This window comes from Rhizobium sp. AG855 (genome assembly GCF_003610655.1).
Lineage (GTDB): Bacteria > Pseudomonadota > Alphaproteobacteria > Rhizobiales > Rhizobiaceae > Allorhizobium > Allorhizobium wuzhouense.
In genome coordinates, this window is record NZ_RAQG01000005.1 from 190,713 (window position 1) to 206,720 (window position 16,008).

Genomic DNA, 16,008 nt, shown 5'->3' on the forward strand with positions numbered 1-16,008 from the left:
ATCTTCTGCAGGTTTGCGGCGGTCTCAAATCGGTTCCGTTGGAAAGTCGCGGAGAAGCTCGAGCTTGATCAGCAACCAAGCCACGGCTGCTGCTGCCAGCATCGCCATGCCTGCAAGCGCCACATCGGACATTCCATGTCGCCAGGTGCCAACCTCGGCCACCAGCAGGAAGCACATGTTGGCGTCGAGGCCCATGCCCTGCGTCGCGGGGTGCGCTCTGAGCATTGCCCCTGCAGCCAGGAACAGGGCCGTCAACACAACGAGTAGCACAGGCGTATCGGCGAGCAGCGTATAGCTTGCTGTGTGGTACACGATTCCGCTGATGACACCGATTGCGACCCCCGGCAGAAGGTTGCGGTGTATTGGTCTTGGATCGGGTGCACTCGACATGATCAGCGTGTAGACGACCAGTGTCATGCCGAAAGCAAGGACCTGGAAACTTGCAAAGCCTGCGGTTGTGATTCCCGCAGCCATCGTCGCTCCGGCACAGATCAGAAAGCGCTTGATACCGGCTGTTCGGGTGCGGCCATGCGGCTGACGCGCAAGAGGAGCGCCGCGCGCAGGAGTAAAGAGGACGGTGACCGCCGCTACGCAAACAACACCGAGAATTGTGCAAAGGATGCGATCGACGGCGAGCGCGACCGGGGTCGCAACTGCGTCGTGTGGCAGGCGGGATAGAAACGGCAGCACGACAACGAGCATTGTGATCGCGGCCATGAAAGCGCCGTAGCTTCGCGTCGTGCCGATGCGGAATGCGAGAGCCGCACAAGCGCCGATGAAGCCGGACAGGCAGAGAATGAGCACCGATTGAGGTGGATCGAGGAAAAGCAGACCCAGGGAAACTGCCGCGCCGATCAACGTTCCGACAATGCGCAACGCCGCACGCGTCAGAAGATCTTCCCTGAACGCTTGATGGACCACCCAGACGGGCATGGCGGCCCAGAACGGATTGGCAAGGCCAAACATCTTGGCAAGTCCGAGCGCCGCTGCAGAAGCGATAATGAGTTGCAACGCGAGGAAGAGAATGGCCGGGCTGACGCCTGCCACCTGCCATATAGGCCTGGTCGCCATGAGTTTCATACCTTTGCGTCGCTGGTTCCAGCTGGGGTGCGCTGGCTGAGCGCTCGGCTCCTAGCTGCCTCTTGCCTGCCTGTCCAGAACCGAGATCGGGTGCCGATGCCGACCTTGGCGAAATATCGTCAGTCTTCCGGTAGTTGCAGTTTTCGCGATCGGTGCAGTCTTGCTTCACGAGGCGATTGTCCGGTCCAATCCTTGAACGCGCGCGAGAAGGCGGCGCCGTCGGCATAGCCGAGTGCCAGCGCGACGTTGGCTGCGCGGGTATCCGGACGCTCCAGAAGGTTGGCCGCCAGTTCCGACCGGTGCTTGCGCATCAAGGCCCGCACCGAGGTGCCCTCGTCATCCAAGCGCCGTTGCAGTGTGCGCAAGCTCATGCCCAGTTCCTGGGCGAGGAAGGTCGTCGTGACGGGGCGCCGCCCGAGATAGAGCTGTATGAGGAAGTTGACCTTTTCCGAAACCCCGTCTTCTGGCTTCATCTCGCTGATCAGGTCGGCAAGGTGCCGCTCCAGCGTGGCAATGAGGAATTTGTCTTCGGTACGATAGACGCGATCGGTCTCCTCGACATCATAGATCAGCCGATTGCTGGACTGCGAAAACAGGATCGGTGCCCGGAATATGCGCTTCAAAGGCTCGATCTTTGCCGGACGCTCATGCTCGAAATGCACTTCGAGCGGGTTGAGGTTGGCGCGAAAGCAGGATCGCACCAGTTCGCAGGTCGCCGCCATGGAGTATTCCGCATCCTGCCTGCGTGGCCAGATGGTGCGATCGGTCAAGGCGTAGCTCCAGGTCAGCGTGCCGTCTTCTTCCACGACGCCGGAACTGGTCGCGCCCTGCAGGGAATTGGCGAGGCGCGCAATCCGTTGAAGGGCGATGTGAATGGACGGAGAAACGGAGAACAGGATGCCCATGGGGCCGATATCGGCAGGTTTGAGATGGGCGCCGAGCTTTGCACCAAACGCATCATCACCTGTTGCTGCCGCAGCATCTTCGAGAAAGGCGACGAAGTGGTGGAGAGGGATCAATGCATAGGGATCGCCAAGTTGGCTCGACGGGATGGCCTGTCGATCGAGCAAGGTGGCGGGCGAAACGCCCGCATTCTGGAGATGCTCGATGAACGGGGTCAGTGCCGCGACGCGGATATAAGTGACGGATTGTCGCCCGCCAATCTGCACGGCGCCCTTGGACATGGCCAATTTCTCCACTGTTTGGCATAAATTATCAAATAAATGTCATATATAGCAATATCCAAGCGGCCAGCGCTCTCTCATCTTTCTTAACAATAAACAAAGAAACCGTGAGGGGTTCACATGACTGTCGCCAAGAATGCGCCAGCGTCCACAGGACGTCTGGCCCGGAATTCCGTGGGCATCGCCCATATCATCTTCTTCGTCGTTGCCGCTGCCGCGCCGCTGACCGCTGTCGTTGGTGCAACGCCGCCTGCATTTGCTTTCGGCAATGGCGCCGGGGTTCCCGGCGCCTTCGTGCTTGCCGGTCTGCTTTACCTGCTCTTCTCGGTCGGCTTCACCACTATGAGCCGGCATGTCGGCGGGGCAGGGGCCTTTTATACCTACATCACACAGGGCATCGGCAAGCCTGCCGGTGTGGGCGGTGCCTTCATTGCGCTGTTGACCTATAGCTCCGTCCAGATCGCGGTCTATGGCTTGCTCGGCCTTTTCACCCACAACATGATGGTTGAGTTCGGTGCCGATCTGCCCTGGTATGTCTGGTCACTCGGGTTCCTGGTGCTCGTGCATCTGGCAGGCCAGCGCAACATCGCCTTCTCGGGTGCGATCCTGGGGATTTGCATGGTGGCGGAAATCGTCATCCTGCTCCTGCTGAATATTGCGATACTGCTCGCAGGCGGCGGGCCAGAGGGCATCAACCTGATTTCCTTCGAGCCTTCCACGGTGTTCAGCGCGGGGCTGGGCGTGACCCTCGTCTTCGTTGTCGGGTCCTTCATCGGTTTCGAGGCGACGGCGATCTTCGCCGAAGAGGTCGACCGTCCGGAAAAAACGATCCCCCGTGCCACCTATATCTCCGTTCTTCTGATCGCCGTCTTCTACGCCTTTTCCACCTGGACGATCGGACTGCATTACGGTCCGTCGAAGGTGCAGGAAACTGCGGCTGCGTCGCTCGACGCCTTCTATTTCGGCGCAGCGACCGATGTGCTTGGCGCATGGTCGGCAACCGCCATGAACCTGCTCCTGATCACCAGCCTGTTTGCCTGCGTGCTTTCCTTCCACAACACGCTCAATCGCTACTTCTTTGCGCTTGGACGCGAAGGGCTCGCGGCTCGTGTGCTGGGCAAGGTTCATGCGGTTCATGGTTCGCCCCATGTTGCCGGCATGCTGCAGTCCGCCTTGGCCGCCACCGTGATCATCGCGTTTGCGCTTGCCGGACAGGACCCGTTCGCCGTCGTCTTCTCGTATATGTCCGCCCTGACCGTCATCGGCATCCTCACCGTGCAGGCGGTGGTATGCATCGCGGTGATCCTCTATTTCCGCAAGAACAGCCATGGACATGGCCCCTGGCAGACACTCGTCGCGCCTGCGCTCTCCTTTGTCGGCCTTGTCGGTGCGCTCGGTCTGGTCATCTCGAACCTCGAACTGCTGGCAGGTGCGTCGAACATCGTCGTCGATAGCTTCCCGCTGATCGTGGCGCTTGTTGGCCTCGGCGGCGTGATCTTCGCCATGCGGATCAAGGGCGCCGATCCCGTCCGATATGCAGCCCTCGGCAAGGTGTTCGAGGCGTAACGCCCAACCCATCACCGCGGGACGGCGTCGAACCGTCCCGTCTTTTTCCAAAGCGGCCTCCTTCCTGTCCTCAAGACCGGATGCGATGTGCTGCGGCCAAATGAAAGCATCAGCCATGAACGACATGACCGCCATCCAAAGCACGAAGATCGATTTCATCTATCTGTCGGAAGAAGACATGATCAAAGCCGGCGTGACCGATATGCCGGCCTGCGTCGATGCCATGGAAGAAATGTTCGGCCTGCTCTATCACGGTGACTACCGGATGGCTGGTCCGAACAGCGACAGCCATGGTGCGGCCATTTCCTTCCCGGAAAACTCTCCGTTTCCGGACATGCCGAAGCCGACCGCCGACCGCCGTTTCATGGCGATGCCCGCCTATCTCGGTGGCCGTTTCCGCACGGCAGGCATGAAGTGGTACGGATCCAACATCGAAAACCGGGACAAGGGCCTGCCGCGCTCGATCCTGATGTTCTGCCTCAATGATGCGGACACTGGCGCTCCGCTCGCCTTCATGTCGGCGAACCTGCTGTCGGCCTATCGCACCGGTGCCATTCCGGGCGTCGGCGCACGCCATCTGGCGCGCAAGGACAGCCGTGTCGTCGGAATTCTCGGACCGGGCGTCATGGCGAAGACCACGCTTGCAGCCTTCATGGCCGCTTGCCCCAACATCGATACGCTGAAGGTCAAGGGTCGCGGTGAAAAGAGCCTGAAGAGCTTCCTTGCCTGGGTTGCCGAGACCTATCCCCAGATCACGTCCGTCGCTGTGGTCGACAGCATTGAGGCCGTCGTACGCGACAGCGATCTGGTCAGCTATTGCAACTCGGGTGCCGTCGGCGATCCCTCCACCTATCCGATGGTCAAGCGAGAATGGGTCAAGCCCGGCGCCTTCCTCGCGATGCCGGCCCTCTGCAACATCGACGAAGCCATGGAGGCCCGGGATGTTCGCAAGGTGGTCGACAACACGGGCCTTTACGACGCCTGGTTCCATGAACTGCCGAAGCCGGCCCATGTGCATGTACCGATCGTCGGTGTGAAGTTCATGGACATGATCGCCGAGGGCCGCATGGATCGCGCCGACCTCGAAGACATCGGCAAGATCGTCGCCGGCGATGCGCCCGGCCGCACGAGCGATGAAGAGATCATCATCATGTCCGTCGGCGGCATGCCGGTCGAGGATGTCGCCTGGGGCACGATCGTCTACCGAAACGCCATCAGCCGCGGCATCGGCGTCAAGCTCAACCTCTGGGACGTTCCCGTCTTGCGCTGATATCCCCGGCGCCAACTTGCCGGGCGGATCGCGGTGTTCCAGCCCGCCCGGCCTTTCTCTTTTTTAATGCAGCAGCGAGTGCCATCATGACCAAGGTCGTCAAGATCAAGACCGGATCCAAGTTCGAGGATCACGGCAGCTATTCGCGTATCGTCGCGGTCGACAACTGGATTTTCGTCTCCAATACGGCCGGGCGCAACCCGGTGACCAAGGAAATTCCGGAGGATATCACCGAGCAGACCCTCCAGGTCTTTGCCAACATCGAAGCTGCGCTGGCAGCCGTCGATTCCGGCCTTGCCGACGTCGTGGCTTCGCGGGTGTTCATCCAGGATCCTGGCGATACCATGGCCGTGATGACAGTTGTCGGGGAGAAGTTCCGCGGCATCAATCCCGCCAGCACCGTCACCTGCCCACCGCTCGGCTCGACCGTCTACAAGGTCGAGATCGAAGTGACGGCCTATCGCGGCGCGGGAAAGGCAGAGACCGAAGAGCGGGTCATCTCCCTCTGATCCAGCGTCCGGCAGGTTTGTGATCCATCCCTCCGTCCTTTCCAGAAACTTCAGGTTCGCAGCCATGGCACCCACCATCCTCCCCGTTCAGACAGCTTCTTCCTTTCCTGCACAAACGACTGTTGTCGTCATTGGCGGCGGGATCGTCGGGCTGACGGCCGCCCTCGTTCTTGCCGAGCGTGGCGTGCCGGTTGTGCTTTTGGAAAAAGGGCGCGTGGCCGGGGAGCAGTCCTCGCGCAATCTCGGCTGGATCCGCAAGATGGGCCGCTCGGCGCCGGATGTGCCCATGGCGCAGGCGGCAGACCGTCTCTGGGCTCAGATGCCCGAACGTGTCGGAATTGACGTCGGCTATCGGCAGGCGGGCATCATGTATCTCGCCCGAACCGAAGCCGAGATGGATATGCACCGCCAGTGGATGAAGACGGTCGAAGGCCTGTCGCTCGATTCCCAGATGCTGAGTGCCCGGGAGATCGATGACCGGGTGCCGGGTGGGAAGGGGACCTGGGCCGGTGGTATCTACACCGCCTCTGATGGTCGCGCAGAGCCGACGCTGGCGCCAAGCGCGATTGCGCGGGCCGCGATTGCGAAAGGGGCCGTGATCGTCGAGAACTGCGCCGTTCGCACGCTTGTCCGTTCGGCAGGCCGCGTCACGGGTGTTGTCACCGAACGGGGCGAAATCCGCTGTGATCAGGTTCTCCTTGCCGGCGCGCTCTGGTCGCGCAAGTTCCTGGCCAATCTCGGCGTCTCCCTGCCGACTTTGCCACTCGTTTGTTCGGTCATCCGCACCGCCCCGATGGAGGGGCCGACGGAGATCGCTGTCGGCGGCCCGGACTTCTCCTTCCGCAAACGCCTTGATGGTGGTTACACCATCACCCAGCGCGGCGCGCTCGGCGCACCGCTGATGCTCGACCACCTGCTGATCGGCTTGCGTTACCTGCACATGTTGCGGGGCCAGCGGCAGTTGCTGCGCATCAGCCTCGGGTCCGATTTCATGAAAGACATCTCCCTGCCGCGTCGTTGGGGTGCGAAATCCCGGTCTCCGTTCGAGCGGGTGCGGGTTATGGATCCGCCGGCAAATCCTGACATCAACGCCGAAGCGATGCGCAATCTGACCGCTGCGTGGCCGCTGTTCAGTAACGCTGTCGTCGAAGAGGTCTGGGCAGGCATGATGGATATCACGCCGGATTCCCTGCCGGTGATCGGCCCGGTTGCCGGTATTCCGGGCCTTACGCTTGCGACCGGTTTTTCGGGCCACGGCTTCGGTACGGGACCGGCTGCCGGCCAGCTTGCCGCAGACCTGGTCACTGCGTCCTCTACGCCGCTGCTCGATCCGACACCCTATCGTCTCGAACGATTTTCCTGAGCTCTATCGAGGCTGCCGATCGATTGTCAGCAGCAGGCAGAATGGCGGGCCTCTCGTGTCCGCCACTACCCTTCCTCAGACCCGACGGGGATCAAGGCTGCGGACGATCTCAACCGCGTTGCGGGTGTCCGGCAGGAATTCGAGCAGCAACCCGTCTGGCATTTCGACCCAATGGGCGCCCTTGTCCAACGGCTTGCCGCCATGAGCCAGCGCGCCCTGGATTGCCGCCGGCACGTCGGCACAGATGAGGCCCAGATGCGCGAAACGGCCTTCCGGGCCGGTGAACCCAGCATCCTCGACAATCTGAAGGCCGCCGAGCAGCCAGACCTGGCTTGGCTTTTCGTCCGGACCGTCCCGTTTGGTCACGGTCATCCCGAGCACATCGCGGAAGAAGGACAGATGCGGGGTGATGTCGCGGACGGTGAAGGCGACGTGGTCGAGATAGGCCGCCGTCGCAGTCTTCATTTCAGCCATGGGAAATCCTTCTCTTTATGCTGCAAGCCGTCCTTGCCGTTCAATCGGCGTATAGGCTTTCATTTACTGCAGGGGGCGGGATGCCACCTGCTGCCAGGTTCGTTCGAGATCGTGTTCGCGAAAATGCCGGACCAGGGCATCGATGAAGAGGCGTGTGCGTGCCGGAAGATGGGTTCGCGAAGGAAAGACGATGTTCATCGTCAGGCTCGGCAGGGTCCAGTCGGTGAGGACCGGTACCAGCCGCCCTGCCTCGATATCCTCATGAACGACATAGGCCGGTTGCACCAGCAGCCCCATGCCGGACAGGGCGGCCTGGCGCAGAAGTTGGCCGTCATTGCTTGCCATCTCGGCCAGGGCAGAGAAGCGGCGCTCTTCATTGCCGCGTGTGAAGGTCAGCTGGTCCCAGTTTTCCGAGAGGGTGTAGAGAAGCAGATCGTGGCGTTCCAGGTCGTCGGGCGCCTGCGGCACGCCCTGGCGCGCGAGATAGTCTGGAGCACCGACGATCATGCGTGGCATCTCGGCCAGTTTCCGGATCGTGACGCTGCTGTCCACCTCGGCTCGTCGCGTCCGGATTGCGAGGTCAAGTCCGTTTTCGATGATGTCGCAGTAGCGGTTGGAGGCCTGGAGGTCGATGCGCACCTGCGGGTAGCGTGCCTTGAAGGCGTTGATCACCGGGATCAGGTGCAGCATCGCAAAGGACAGCGACGCGCCAAGACGCAGCACGCCGGTCGGCTCTGCCGAAACGTGGCTGACACTTTCTTCGGCTTCCTGCAGCGTCGAGAGAATATCGCGCGCGCTGCGCGCGAAACGCTGTCCTTCAGAGGTCAACGACAGAGCCCGCGTTGTCCGCTGCACAAGCCGCACGCCGAGGCGGTTTTCCAGGTTTGTCAGATGCCGGCTGACGCCGGAGACCGACAGGCCCATTTCTTGCGCGGCGCGCGTGAGGTTTGCCTCATCGGCGATGCGCGTGAAGACTTCCAGTTCGACGAAGCGATCCATCTTGTCTACTCAATTGTTGAAGTTCCCGTTTTTTATAACGGTAATATTCACCCAAATATGCATTTTATCAAGTGGGCTGAGCGCGACTTCTCGGTGTTGCAAGATCTGCAAGAATGTTTTCCGATTTACGTGATTTATCACGTTTCATTTGAAGGGCAGGATGCGCCGACGTCGCAGCGGTCTCTAGGACCCGTTTGTGCCATCATTTTCTGGAGATCGTACATGTCCGATGCCGGCCACAAGTCCAGCCCTGTCCGCCACATCGTCATGTGGAATGTGGCGGGAGACACAGCAGAAGCGCGTGCGACCGCGATCGAGATCGTCCGCAATGCCTTCGAGGCTCTGCGGGGCCGGATCCCCGGGCTGAGAAGCCTCGAGATCGGGATCGACCACAGCCGCATCGACTATGCGTGCGACATGGTCCTCGTCACCGACTTCGACAGTGAGGCTAGCCTTCAGGCCTATGCGACGCATCCTCTGCACTTGGCCGTCCGAGACCAACTGCAAGGGGTGAGGGTCGCCCGGTATCAGGTGGATTACTGCATTCGCTCGATGGATGCCGCATGATGGCCGAGCGAGACTTCATTTATACCGGTCATCCCGCCCGCGTCATCTTCGGTTTCGGCACCACGGCGCGCCTGCCGGAGGAGCTTGCTCGTCTCGGCAAACAACGGGCACTGGTCCTTGCAACCCCTGCCCAGAAGGCGGAAGCCGAGACCCTGCTTGCTCTGCTTGGACCGGCAGGCGCCGGCATCTTCGCCGGTGCCGTCATGCACACGCCCGTTGAAGTCAGCGAGCTCGCCACGAAACATGCGGAAGCGCTCTCGGCGGATGTCCTCGTCGCCGTTGGCGGTGGTTCGACCATCGGTCTCTCCAAGGCGATCGCGTTGCGCACCGATCTGCCCCAGGTCGTCTTGCCGACCACCTATGCCGGTTCCGAAATGACGCCGATCATCGGCCAGACCGAGAATGGCGTGAAGCGGACGCAGACCACGCTCAAGGTGCTTCCGGAAGTCGTCATCTATGATGTCGAGCAGACGCTCGGACTACCGGTCGGCATGTCCGGGACCAGCGGCATGAACGCGATGGCGCATGCCATCGAGGCACTCTACGCCCGCGAGACAAATCCGATCATCTCGGCGCTCGCCATCGAGGCGATCCGGTCGCTGGCCCGCGCGCTTCCGGTTATCGCCAAGGCACCCGGCGATCGTGATGCGCGTGCCGATGCGCTCTACGGTGCGTGGCTCTGTGGCATATGCCTGGGGTCGGTCGGCATGGCGCTGCATCACAAGCTCTGTCACACGCTCGGGGGCGGCTTCGACCTGCCGCATGCCGAAACCCATACGATCATGCTGCCGCATGCGCTTGCCTATAATGCGCCGGCGATCCCCGACGTCATGAAGAAGCTCACAGACGTTCTCGGTAGCGATCCGAGCGGCGCACTCTTTGATCTCGCTCGCGCCATCGGGGCGCCCGTTGCGCTCTCGCAGATCGGCATGCCTGAAGATGGCATCGACAAGGCGGTGGAGAGTGCCTTTGCCAATCCCTACTGGAACCCGCGTCCGCTGGAAAAGGAGGAGATCACCGCGCTGATCGCCCGTGCCTATTCCGGTGAGCGGCCCGTCATCGACTGAGGAGGAGGACATATGCGCTATTTCACTGAAGAGGCATCCGCTGAGGTCGTCAACGAACGCATGGGGCCGTCGGTTTCACCGCGGCTTTCACGCATCATGTCCTCGCTCGTCACCCATCTGCATGCCTTCGTGAAGGATGTGGAGCTGACCGAGGCGGAATGGGGCGTGGCCATCGATTTTCTGACCCGCACGGGCCAGACCTGCTCGGATGCGCGGCAGGAATTCATTCTGCTGTCGGACGTGCTCGGCGTTTCCATGCTGGTCGATGCCATCAATCACCGAACTCCAGGCCAGGCCACGGAGACCACGGTTTTCGGCCCCTTCCACGTCGATGGAGCGCCGGAGCGCGAGATGGGGGCCAATATCAGCCTGGATGGCAAGGGCGAGACCTGTCTCTTCGAAGGCCGGGTGCTCGACCTCCAGGGCCGACCGATTGAAAACGCACTCGTCGACGTCTGGTCGGACAATGAGGACGGCTTCTACGACGTGCAGCAGCCAGACGTACAGCCGCCTTTCAACAATCGCGGCATTTTCCGGACCGACAAGGATGGCCGCTATGCGTTTCGAGGCATCAAGCCGGTCGCCTATCCTATCCCCGATGACGGGCCGGTGGGCAAGATGCTGGCCGCGCTCGGCCGCCATCCCTGGCGTCCTGCGCACATGCATTTCCTGGTCACCGCGCCGGGTTGCGAGCGCCTGATTACCCACATTTTCGTTGCCGGCGACGCCTATCTCACCTCCGACGCGGTCTTTGGTGTGAAGGAGACGCTGATCGTCGATTTCCAACCCGTCGAGAGCCCGAGCGAGCGCTGGCGGGCGCATTTCGATTTTGTCCTCGCTCCTGCCACAGCGAGCAGAGCCTAAGCCTGAACGGGGAGCCACGCCGGGAACGCGGCTGTTGAACGAACAAAACCAAACCGGAGGGAAACATCATGAAAATCGCCCAACCTGACAGCGCCGTGACCAGCATTTCTGCGCAGGTCACCGCTTTTCTGTCCGCACCGAAATGTCTGATCGACGGCAAGCCGCATGCGGCGCTGTCTGGCAAGACCTATTCCGTCTACAACCCGGCCGATGGCTCGGTGCTGGCCGAGGTGCCTGCCTGTGGGGCCGAGGATGTCGATCTGGCCGTGAAGGCGGCGCGTCGCGCCTTCGAGGGGCCTTGGTCACAGATGCTGCCGGCTCAGCGCCAAGGCATTCTCCTCAAGATTGCAGATCTGATCGAAGCCCATGGCGAAGAGCTTGCCCAGCTCGAGACGCTGAACCAGGGCAAGTCGATCATGCTCTCGCGCCTGATCGAGGTTCAGTCCTCGGCCGAGTATTTCCGCTACATGGCGGGCTGGGCGACCAAGATCGAGGGGTCGACGCTGGATGTCTCCATCCCGATTCCGCCCGGCATGCGTTACCAGGCCTATACCCGCAAGGAAGCCGTCGGGGTCGTTGCCGCGATCACGCCCTGGAATTTCCCGCTCAATATGGCTGTGTGGAAGATCGCGCCGGCGCTGGCGGCCGGTTGCACGGTTGTTTTGAAGCCGGCGGAGGAAACGCCGCTCACCTCGATCCGTCTGGCCGAAATCTGCCTGGAAGCCGGCGTTCCCGAGGGTGTCGTCAACGTCGTTACCGGCTTCGGCGAGGAGACCGGAGCGCCGCTCGTGGCACATCCCCAGGTCGCCAAGATCACCTTCACCGGCTCGACGGAAACCGGCAAGCTGATCGGCGTTCAGGCAATGAAGGACATGAAGCGTGTCACGCTGGAGCTCGGCGGCAAGGCGCCGATGATCATGTTCGACGACATGGATCTCGACCTGCTTGGTGTCGCTGCCGGCATCGGCAGCTTCTTCAACACTGGGCAGACCTGCTGTGCGGGCGTGCGCATCTATGCCCAGAAGGGCATTTACGAGAAGGCACTTGAGGTGATCGCCAATGTCACCCGCAGTCTCGCCATCGGCTCGGGGCTCGACCCGCGCAACCAGATCAATCCCGTCGTTTCCGCCCGCCACCAGGCGCATGTGAAGGCCTGTATCGCGCGCGGCATTGAAGATGGCGCGAAGCCGGTCATCGGTGCCACGGCTCCATCGCAGGGCTTCTTCGTGGCGCCGGAACTCTTCACCGATGTACGGCAGGACATGGCCCTGATGCAGGACGAGGTCTTCGGACCTGTCATCACCATGACTCCGTTCGACGATGCGGATGCTGCGATCGCCATGGCCAATGACACGCGCTATGGATTGGGTGCCTCGATCTGGACGACGGATATCAACAAGATGATGCGTTATGTGCCGAAGATCGAGGCCGGCACGGTTTGGGTCAATAGCCACAACATCCCGGATCAGAACATGCCCTTCGGCGGCATGAAACAGTCGGGGATTGGTCGTGAACACGGACGCGGCGCGCTCGACAACTATCTTGAGGCCAAGTCCGTCTGCGTCGCTTACCGCTGAAACAAACTCATGCGGACGTTTCCGGGAAATCGGGTGCGTCCGCTGACTGCCTGGATATGCCTTTGCGCCGTCAAGCGAAAACGCTCCCGGTTTGTGCCGGGAGCGTTTTCATTTTGTCCAGCTGCTGGAGCCACGCTTTATGTCGGCAAGGCCTTACGGTTTCATCAGCACCGACTTCGACGGGTAGTCCGATGCCCAGGTGGCCGACAGCGGTGCAACGAAGACGTTTTCGGTGCGTGTGCGGGTGATCTTCCAGGTGCCGTCCGGCTCCTTGCGGAAGGTGTTGTTCAGCCGCGACGACCGCAGCAGCGCCTTGCCGTCCGAAAAGAGCCAGGGCTGCATGTGGACCCATTGGCCATCGGCCGTCGTTCCGCCGTCATGCACGTGGATCTGTTCCGACGTTAGATAGTGGCAGTTGAGGATCAGCGCCGGGTCCGTCTTGCCGCCCCAGAAGCCTTCGAAATGTTCGCGGATGGCGGCTGCGCCCACGGCACGTCCGAACTGGTTGTCGTAGTATTCGCCGACACCTTCCCAGACGGCATCTTTGGTATAGAGCTGCATGATCCGGTCGATGCGCTCCATGTCGTCGGCCACGCCGAATTCCGGATTGGGCGTATCGCAGAGAAACATGTAGCGCGCCTGGATGCGGCGGATGTCAGCTTCCGCCTCGAGCACCTCGACGCGGCGCAGCAGGGCTGTGAGATCGATATCGGCAGTCATGGATGTCCCCTTCGCAAGCGATAAGCCTTCTGCGGGAAGGCGCGTGCGATCAGGATGGCAAAGCCTTTAGGTTCCTCTCCCGCACGCTTGGAATGGTATCGGGGGCGATGCTTGCGTCAAGCGGTAATATTCACGTAATAATTAATTTAAGGCTGATAGCTTTTAAGTCTCTGATTTCATTGCGGAAGCCCTTCCTTAAAAACAGTATTGCAGCCGCCGCAACACTGATCGCGTTCTCGTCGTGGTAAAGAGAAGTCCTGGCGCGCTGAGGAGGCGCTGTCCAGGCACCCAAATCGTAAAAGTGGGCCGGCTTCATGCCGGGGGCGAAGCTTTGCGATCGTCTCAAGTAATTGATCTAAAACAATAAAAATTCGAAGCCGATTGAATATCGGATTGACAGGACGATCATTTGCAGTAATTTTCACGTAAAAGGGAACGTGACAATGATCAATCGGGATGGACAGAACGGGAGTGCGGCCGAAACGGCTTTTGCCAGCATGCTGGCACTCGGCGCCGATCGCGGTCTGACCGTCGCGATCAAGGACTGTCTGGATGTGGCGGGTCATACGACCCGCTGCGGATCTGCCGCCTATGCCGATGCCGCTCCGGCCCTGAGCAATTCCGCCGTTGTCGATCGGCTGCTTGACGCGGGCTGCCGCATCGTTGGCAAGACACGCTTGCATGAAATCGCCTATGGCATGACCGGCGTGAATGCCTTCGAGGGCACGCCCGTCAATCCGCGCTGGCCTGATCGTATTCCCGGCGGTTCGTCGTCAGGTTCGGCAGTTGCCGTGGCTGCGGGCTCTGTCGATTTCGCCATCGGTACGGATACAGGCGGCTCCGTGCGCCAGCCGGCCATCTGTTGTGGCGTGATCGGGTTCAAGCCCACCTTCGGTCGTGTCGATCGTCGTGGGGCGATGCCTGCGGCAAGTTCTCTTGATTGCATCGGTCCTCTGGCGCGCAGCATGGACATGATCGAGCGCGCCATGGAGATCATCGCCCCTGATTATCGGGTCGAAATGCTGACGAGCACCCCGCGCATGGCGTGGCTGGTCACCGACGAGACCGATGATCCCGAGATGCTAGAAGCGCATGAGGCCCTCTCGCTGGCCGGGATGGTGGCGCGCCGGGTTCATTTGGCGGAGTTGGATGCTGCCTTCCGCGCCGGCATGGCGATCATCGCTCGCGAAACACTGGATGCGAACCGGTCCCGTCTCGAGGCGGGGGCGCCGTTCGGGATGGACATTCGGCTTCGGTTGGAAGGTGCACGCGCCATCAGCGACGCTGTTCTTGCGGCGGCCGAAGACATTCGAGGCGCGTTTGCGCAGTCCGTAGACGACTGTCTGTCTGAGTTCGACGTCATCGTCACGCCGGCTCTGCCGCAGGCGCCGCCACTTCTGTCGGAGGCCGCAGACCCTGCAAAGGTCCTGCCACTGACCCGTTATCTGCGGCCGTTCAACCTATCCGGTCACCCAGCCATCGTCCTGCCGGTCGTCACCTCGACCGGTCTGCCGTCCGGCATCCAGCTTATCGCTCGCAAGGGTGCGGATGCACGGCTCTGCGCCGTCGCCCGCTGGCTTTGCGATCACCATCCGATGTTCTCAGACTTGAGGGGCGAATCATGAATTCCCATAGCAGCATTGCGCCAACGAACGCGCTGGAGGCCCTGAAGGCTGAGATCGGTCTCAGGCGGCAGGAGTTTCAGGACCTGCGTCATATCCCTATCGATATCGTCCGCAAGTTTCAGGATGTGGGTGTGTACCGCGCCTTCGTGCCGAAGCGTTTCGGCGGAGATGGACTGACCCCGCAGGCCTTCTGTCGGCTGGTCGAGGAGATTGCCACAGCGGATGCCTCTGCCGGCTGGGTCGCCAGCTTCGGCGTGTCGGCCACCTATCTGGCATCCCTGCCGCCGGAGACTTACGCCAAGATCTACGGCACGGATCCGAACACGGTCTTTGCCGGCGCCATGTTCCCGCCCCAAGCGGCCAAACGCGTCGGTGACGGCTTCGAGGTCAGCGGTCGCTGGCCATGGGGATCCGGCGTGATGGGTGCCTCGATCGTCGGTGCCGGCATCAAGATCGAAGGGGAGGCAAGCCCGCTGCCACGCACCGCCATCATGCCGCGCGACAAGGTGACGATCGACGAAACCTGGAACACGATTGGTCTTAGAGCCACAGGAAGCCATGACATCGTGGCTGACCGCGTGATCGTGCCCGAGGAATGGACCTTCATCCGCGGCGGCAAGCCACAGATGGATGATCTCGTCTTCCGGTATCCGGCCATGGCCCTGGCCGCGCAGGTGCTGGCGGTGGTGGCGCTTGGTGTCGCTCGGTCGGCGCTCGACTGGGTGCGCGGTGACGCGCTCGCCCGAACTTCGATCACAGGGGCACCGAGCCCTGCGGCTCGCGCCTATGTGCAGATTGATTTTGCCCGCGCCGAGGGCCTGCTCGCCGGAGCCCGGTCGGCTTTCTACGACGCCATCGAAACCGGTTGGCGGCAGATGGAGGCTCACGGCGAGATCGATCGGCTGTGTCATATCCGCCTGCGCCATACCGCCTCCAAGGCCGCCCAGGATGGCGCCGAAGCCGCACGTATCGCCTTCGTGCTGGGCGGTTCGGATGCCATGACGACAGGCCATCCGCTGGGACGCGCCATGATCGATGCGGCCTGTGTCGCGCAGCACGCCTTCATCAATGCCGGCAGCTGGCAGGCGGCAGGCGCTGCGCTTTTCGAGCAGCAGACGCCCCCCGGCTATCCTTGAATGCAGG

General features: G+C 61.6%; 15 protein-coding genes. 10 read left to right on the forward strand and 5 right to left on the reverse strand.

Annotated elements, in window-relative coordinates:
* Positions 1-24 precede the first annotated feature (24 nt).
* Positions 25-1,071: an FUSC family protein gene (locus DFO46_RS20135; protein ID WP_183041974.1), complete on the reverse strand. Its 1,047-nt coding sequence runs from the start codon at positions 1,069-1,071 to the stop codon at positions 25-27.
* Positions 1,072-1,199: 128 nt separating this feature from the next.
* Entirely contained in the window at positions 1,200-2,264 is a 1,065-nt protein-coding gene (locus DFO46_RS20140; protein ID WP_120278798.1) for an AraC family transcriptional regulator, read from the reverse strand.
* Positions 2,265-2,384: 120 nt separating this feature from the next.
* On the opposite strand from DFO46_RS20140, the gene DFO46_RS20145 reads away from it, so the two are divergent.
* From DFO46_RS20145 to DFO46_RS20160, 4 genes are all read left to right on the forward strand, one after another.
* The gene (locus DFO46_RS20145; RefSeq protein WP_120278799.1) at positions 2,385-3,830 is read left to right on the forward strand and encodes an APC family permease; all 1,446 of its coding nucleotides are present in this window, start codon (positions 2,385-2,387) and stop codon (positions 3,828-3,830) included.
* A 115-nt stretch (positions 3,831-3,945) separates the two neighbouring features.
* Positions 3,946-5,100, forward strand: coding sequence for a tyramine oxidase subunit B (locus DFO46_RS20150; RefSeq protein WP_210210645.1), 1,155 nt, complete (start codon positions 3,946-3,948; stop codon positions 5,098-5,100).
* Between the two features lie 86 nt (positions 5,101-5,186).
* Positions 5,187-5,609 (forward strand): RidA family protein, encoded by a 423-nt coding sequence (locus tag DFO46_RS20155; RefSeq protein WP_110792734.1) that lies wholly within the window; start codon positions 5,187-5,189, stop codon positions 5,607-5,609.
* 64 nt (positions 5,610-5,673) lie between these two features.
* Complete coding sequence (locus DFO46_RS20160) at positions 5,674-6,972, forward strand: FAD-binding oxidoreductase (protein ID WP_120278800.1); 1,299 nt, start codon at positions 5,674-5,676, stop codon at positions 6,970-6,972.
* Between the two features lie 75 nt (positions 6,973-7,047).
* Here DFO46_RS20160 and DFO46_RS20165 read toward each other — a convergent pair whose 3' ends face one another.
* Both DFO46_RS20165 and DFO46_RS20170 read right to left on the reverse strand, forming a co-directional pair.
* Complete coding sequence (locus DFO46_RS20165; protein ID WP_120278801.1) at positions 7,048-7,446, reverse strand: VOC family protein; 399 nt, start codon at positions 7,444-7,446, stop codon at positions 7,048-7,050.
* A gap of 63 nt (positions 7,447-7,509) precedes the next feature.
* A complete protein-coding gene (locus DFO46_RS20170; RefSeq protein ID WP_120278802.1) occupies positions 7,510-8,445 on the reverse strand; it encodes a LysR family transcriptional regulator in 936 nt (311 codons plus the stop codon).
* 222 nt (positions 8,446-8,667) lie between these two features.
* Here DFO46_RS20170 and DFO46_RS20175 point away from each other — a divergent pair, with 222 nt between their 5' ends.
* The 4 genes from DFO46_RS20175 (at position 8,668) to DFO46_RS20190 (ending at position 12,520) form a co-directional block, all read left to right on the forward strand.
* Positions 8,668-9,012 carry a Dabb family protein gene (locus DFO46_RS20175; protein WP_120278803.1) on the forward strand — a complete coding sequence of 115 codons (345 nt, stop codon included), beginning with the start codon at positions 8,668-8,670 and terminating at the stop codon, positions 9,010-9,012.
* The gene (locus DFO46_RS20180) at positions 9,009-10,079 is read left to right on the forward strand and encodes a maleylacetate reductase (protein ID WP_245422663.1); all 1,071 of its coding nucleotides are present in this window, start codon (positions 9,009-9,011) and stop codon (positions 10,077-10,079) included. Before DFO46_RS20175 ends, DFO46_RS20180 begins: the two co-directional genes overlap by 4 nt.
* Before the next feature lie 12 nt (positions 10,080-10,091).
* Positions 10,092-10,943, forward strand: a complete 852-nt coding sequence (locus DFO46_RS20185) for an intradiol ring-cleavage dioxygenase (protein ID WP_120278805.1) — start codon at positions 10,092-10,094, stop codon at positions 10,941-10,943.
* A gap of 68 nt (positions 10,944-11,011) precedes the next feature.
* Complete coding sequence (locus DFO46_RS20190; RefSeq protein ID WP_120278806.1) at positions 11,012-12,520, forward strand: aldehyde dehydrogenase family protein; 1,509 nt, start codon at positions 11,012-11,014, stop codon at positions 12,518-12,520.
* 153 nt (positions 12,521-12,673) lie between these two features.
* Here the strand turns inward: DFO46_RS20190 and DFO46_RS20195 are convergent, their stop codons facing one another.
* Positions 12,674-13,240: a nuclear transport factor 2 family protein gene (locus tag DFO46_RS20195; protein WP_120278807.1), complete on the reverse strand. Its 567-nt coding sequence runs from the start codon at positions 13,238-13,240 to the stop codon at positions 12,674-12,676.
* Positions 13,241-13,683: 443 nt separating this feature from the next.
* On the opposite strand from DFO46_RS20195, the gene DFO46_RS20205 reads away from it, so the two are divergent.
* Both DFO46_RS20205 and DFO46_RS20210 read left to right on the forward strand, forming a co-directional pair.
* On the forward strand, positions 13,684-14,865 hold the full coding sequence (locus DFO46_RS20205; RefSeq protein ID WP_120278809.1) for an amidase: 1,182 nt from the start codon (positions 13,684-13,686) through the stop codon (positions 14,863-14,865).
* On the forward strand, positions 14,862-16,001 hold the full coding sequence (locus tag DFO46_RS20210) for an acyl-CoA dehydrogenase family protein (protein ID WP_120278810.1): 1,140 nt from the start codon (positions 14,862-14,864) through the stop codon (positions 15,999-16,001). The genes DFO46_RS20205 and DFO46_RS20210 overlap by 4 nt, the downstream gene beginning before the upstream one ends.
* The last annotated feature ends 7 nt before the right edge of the window (positions 16,002-16,008 follow it).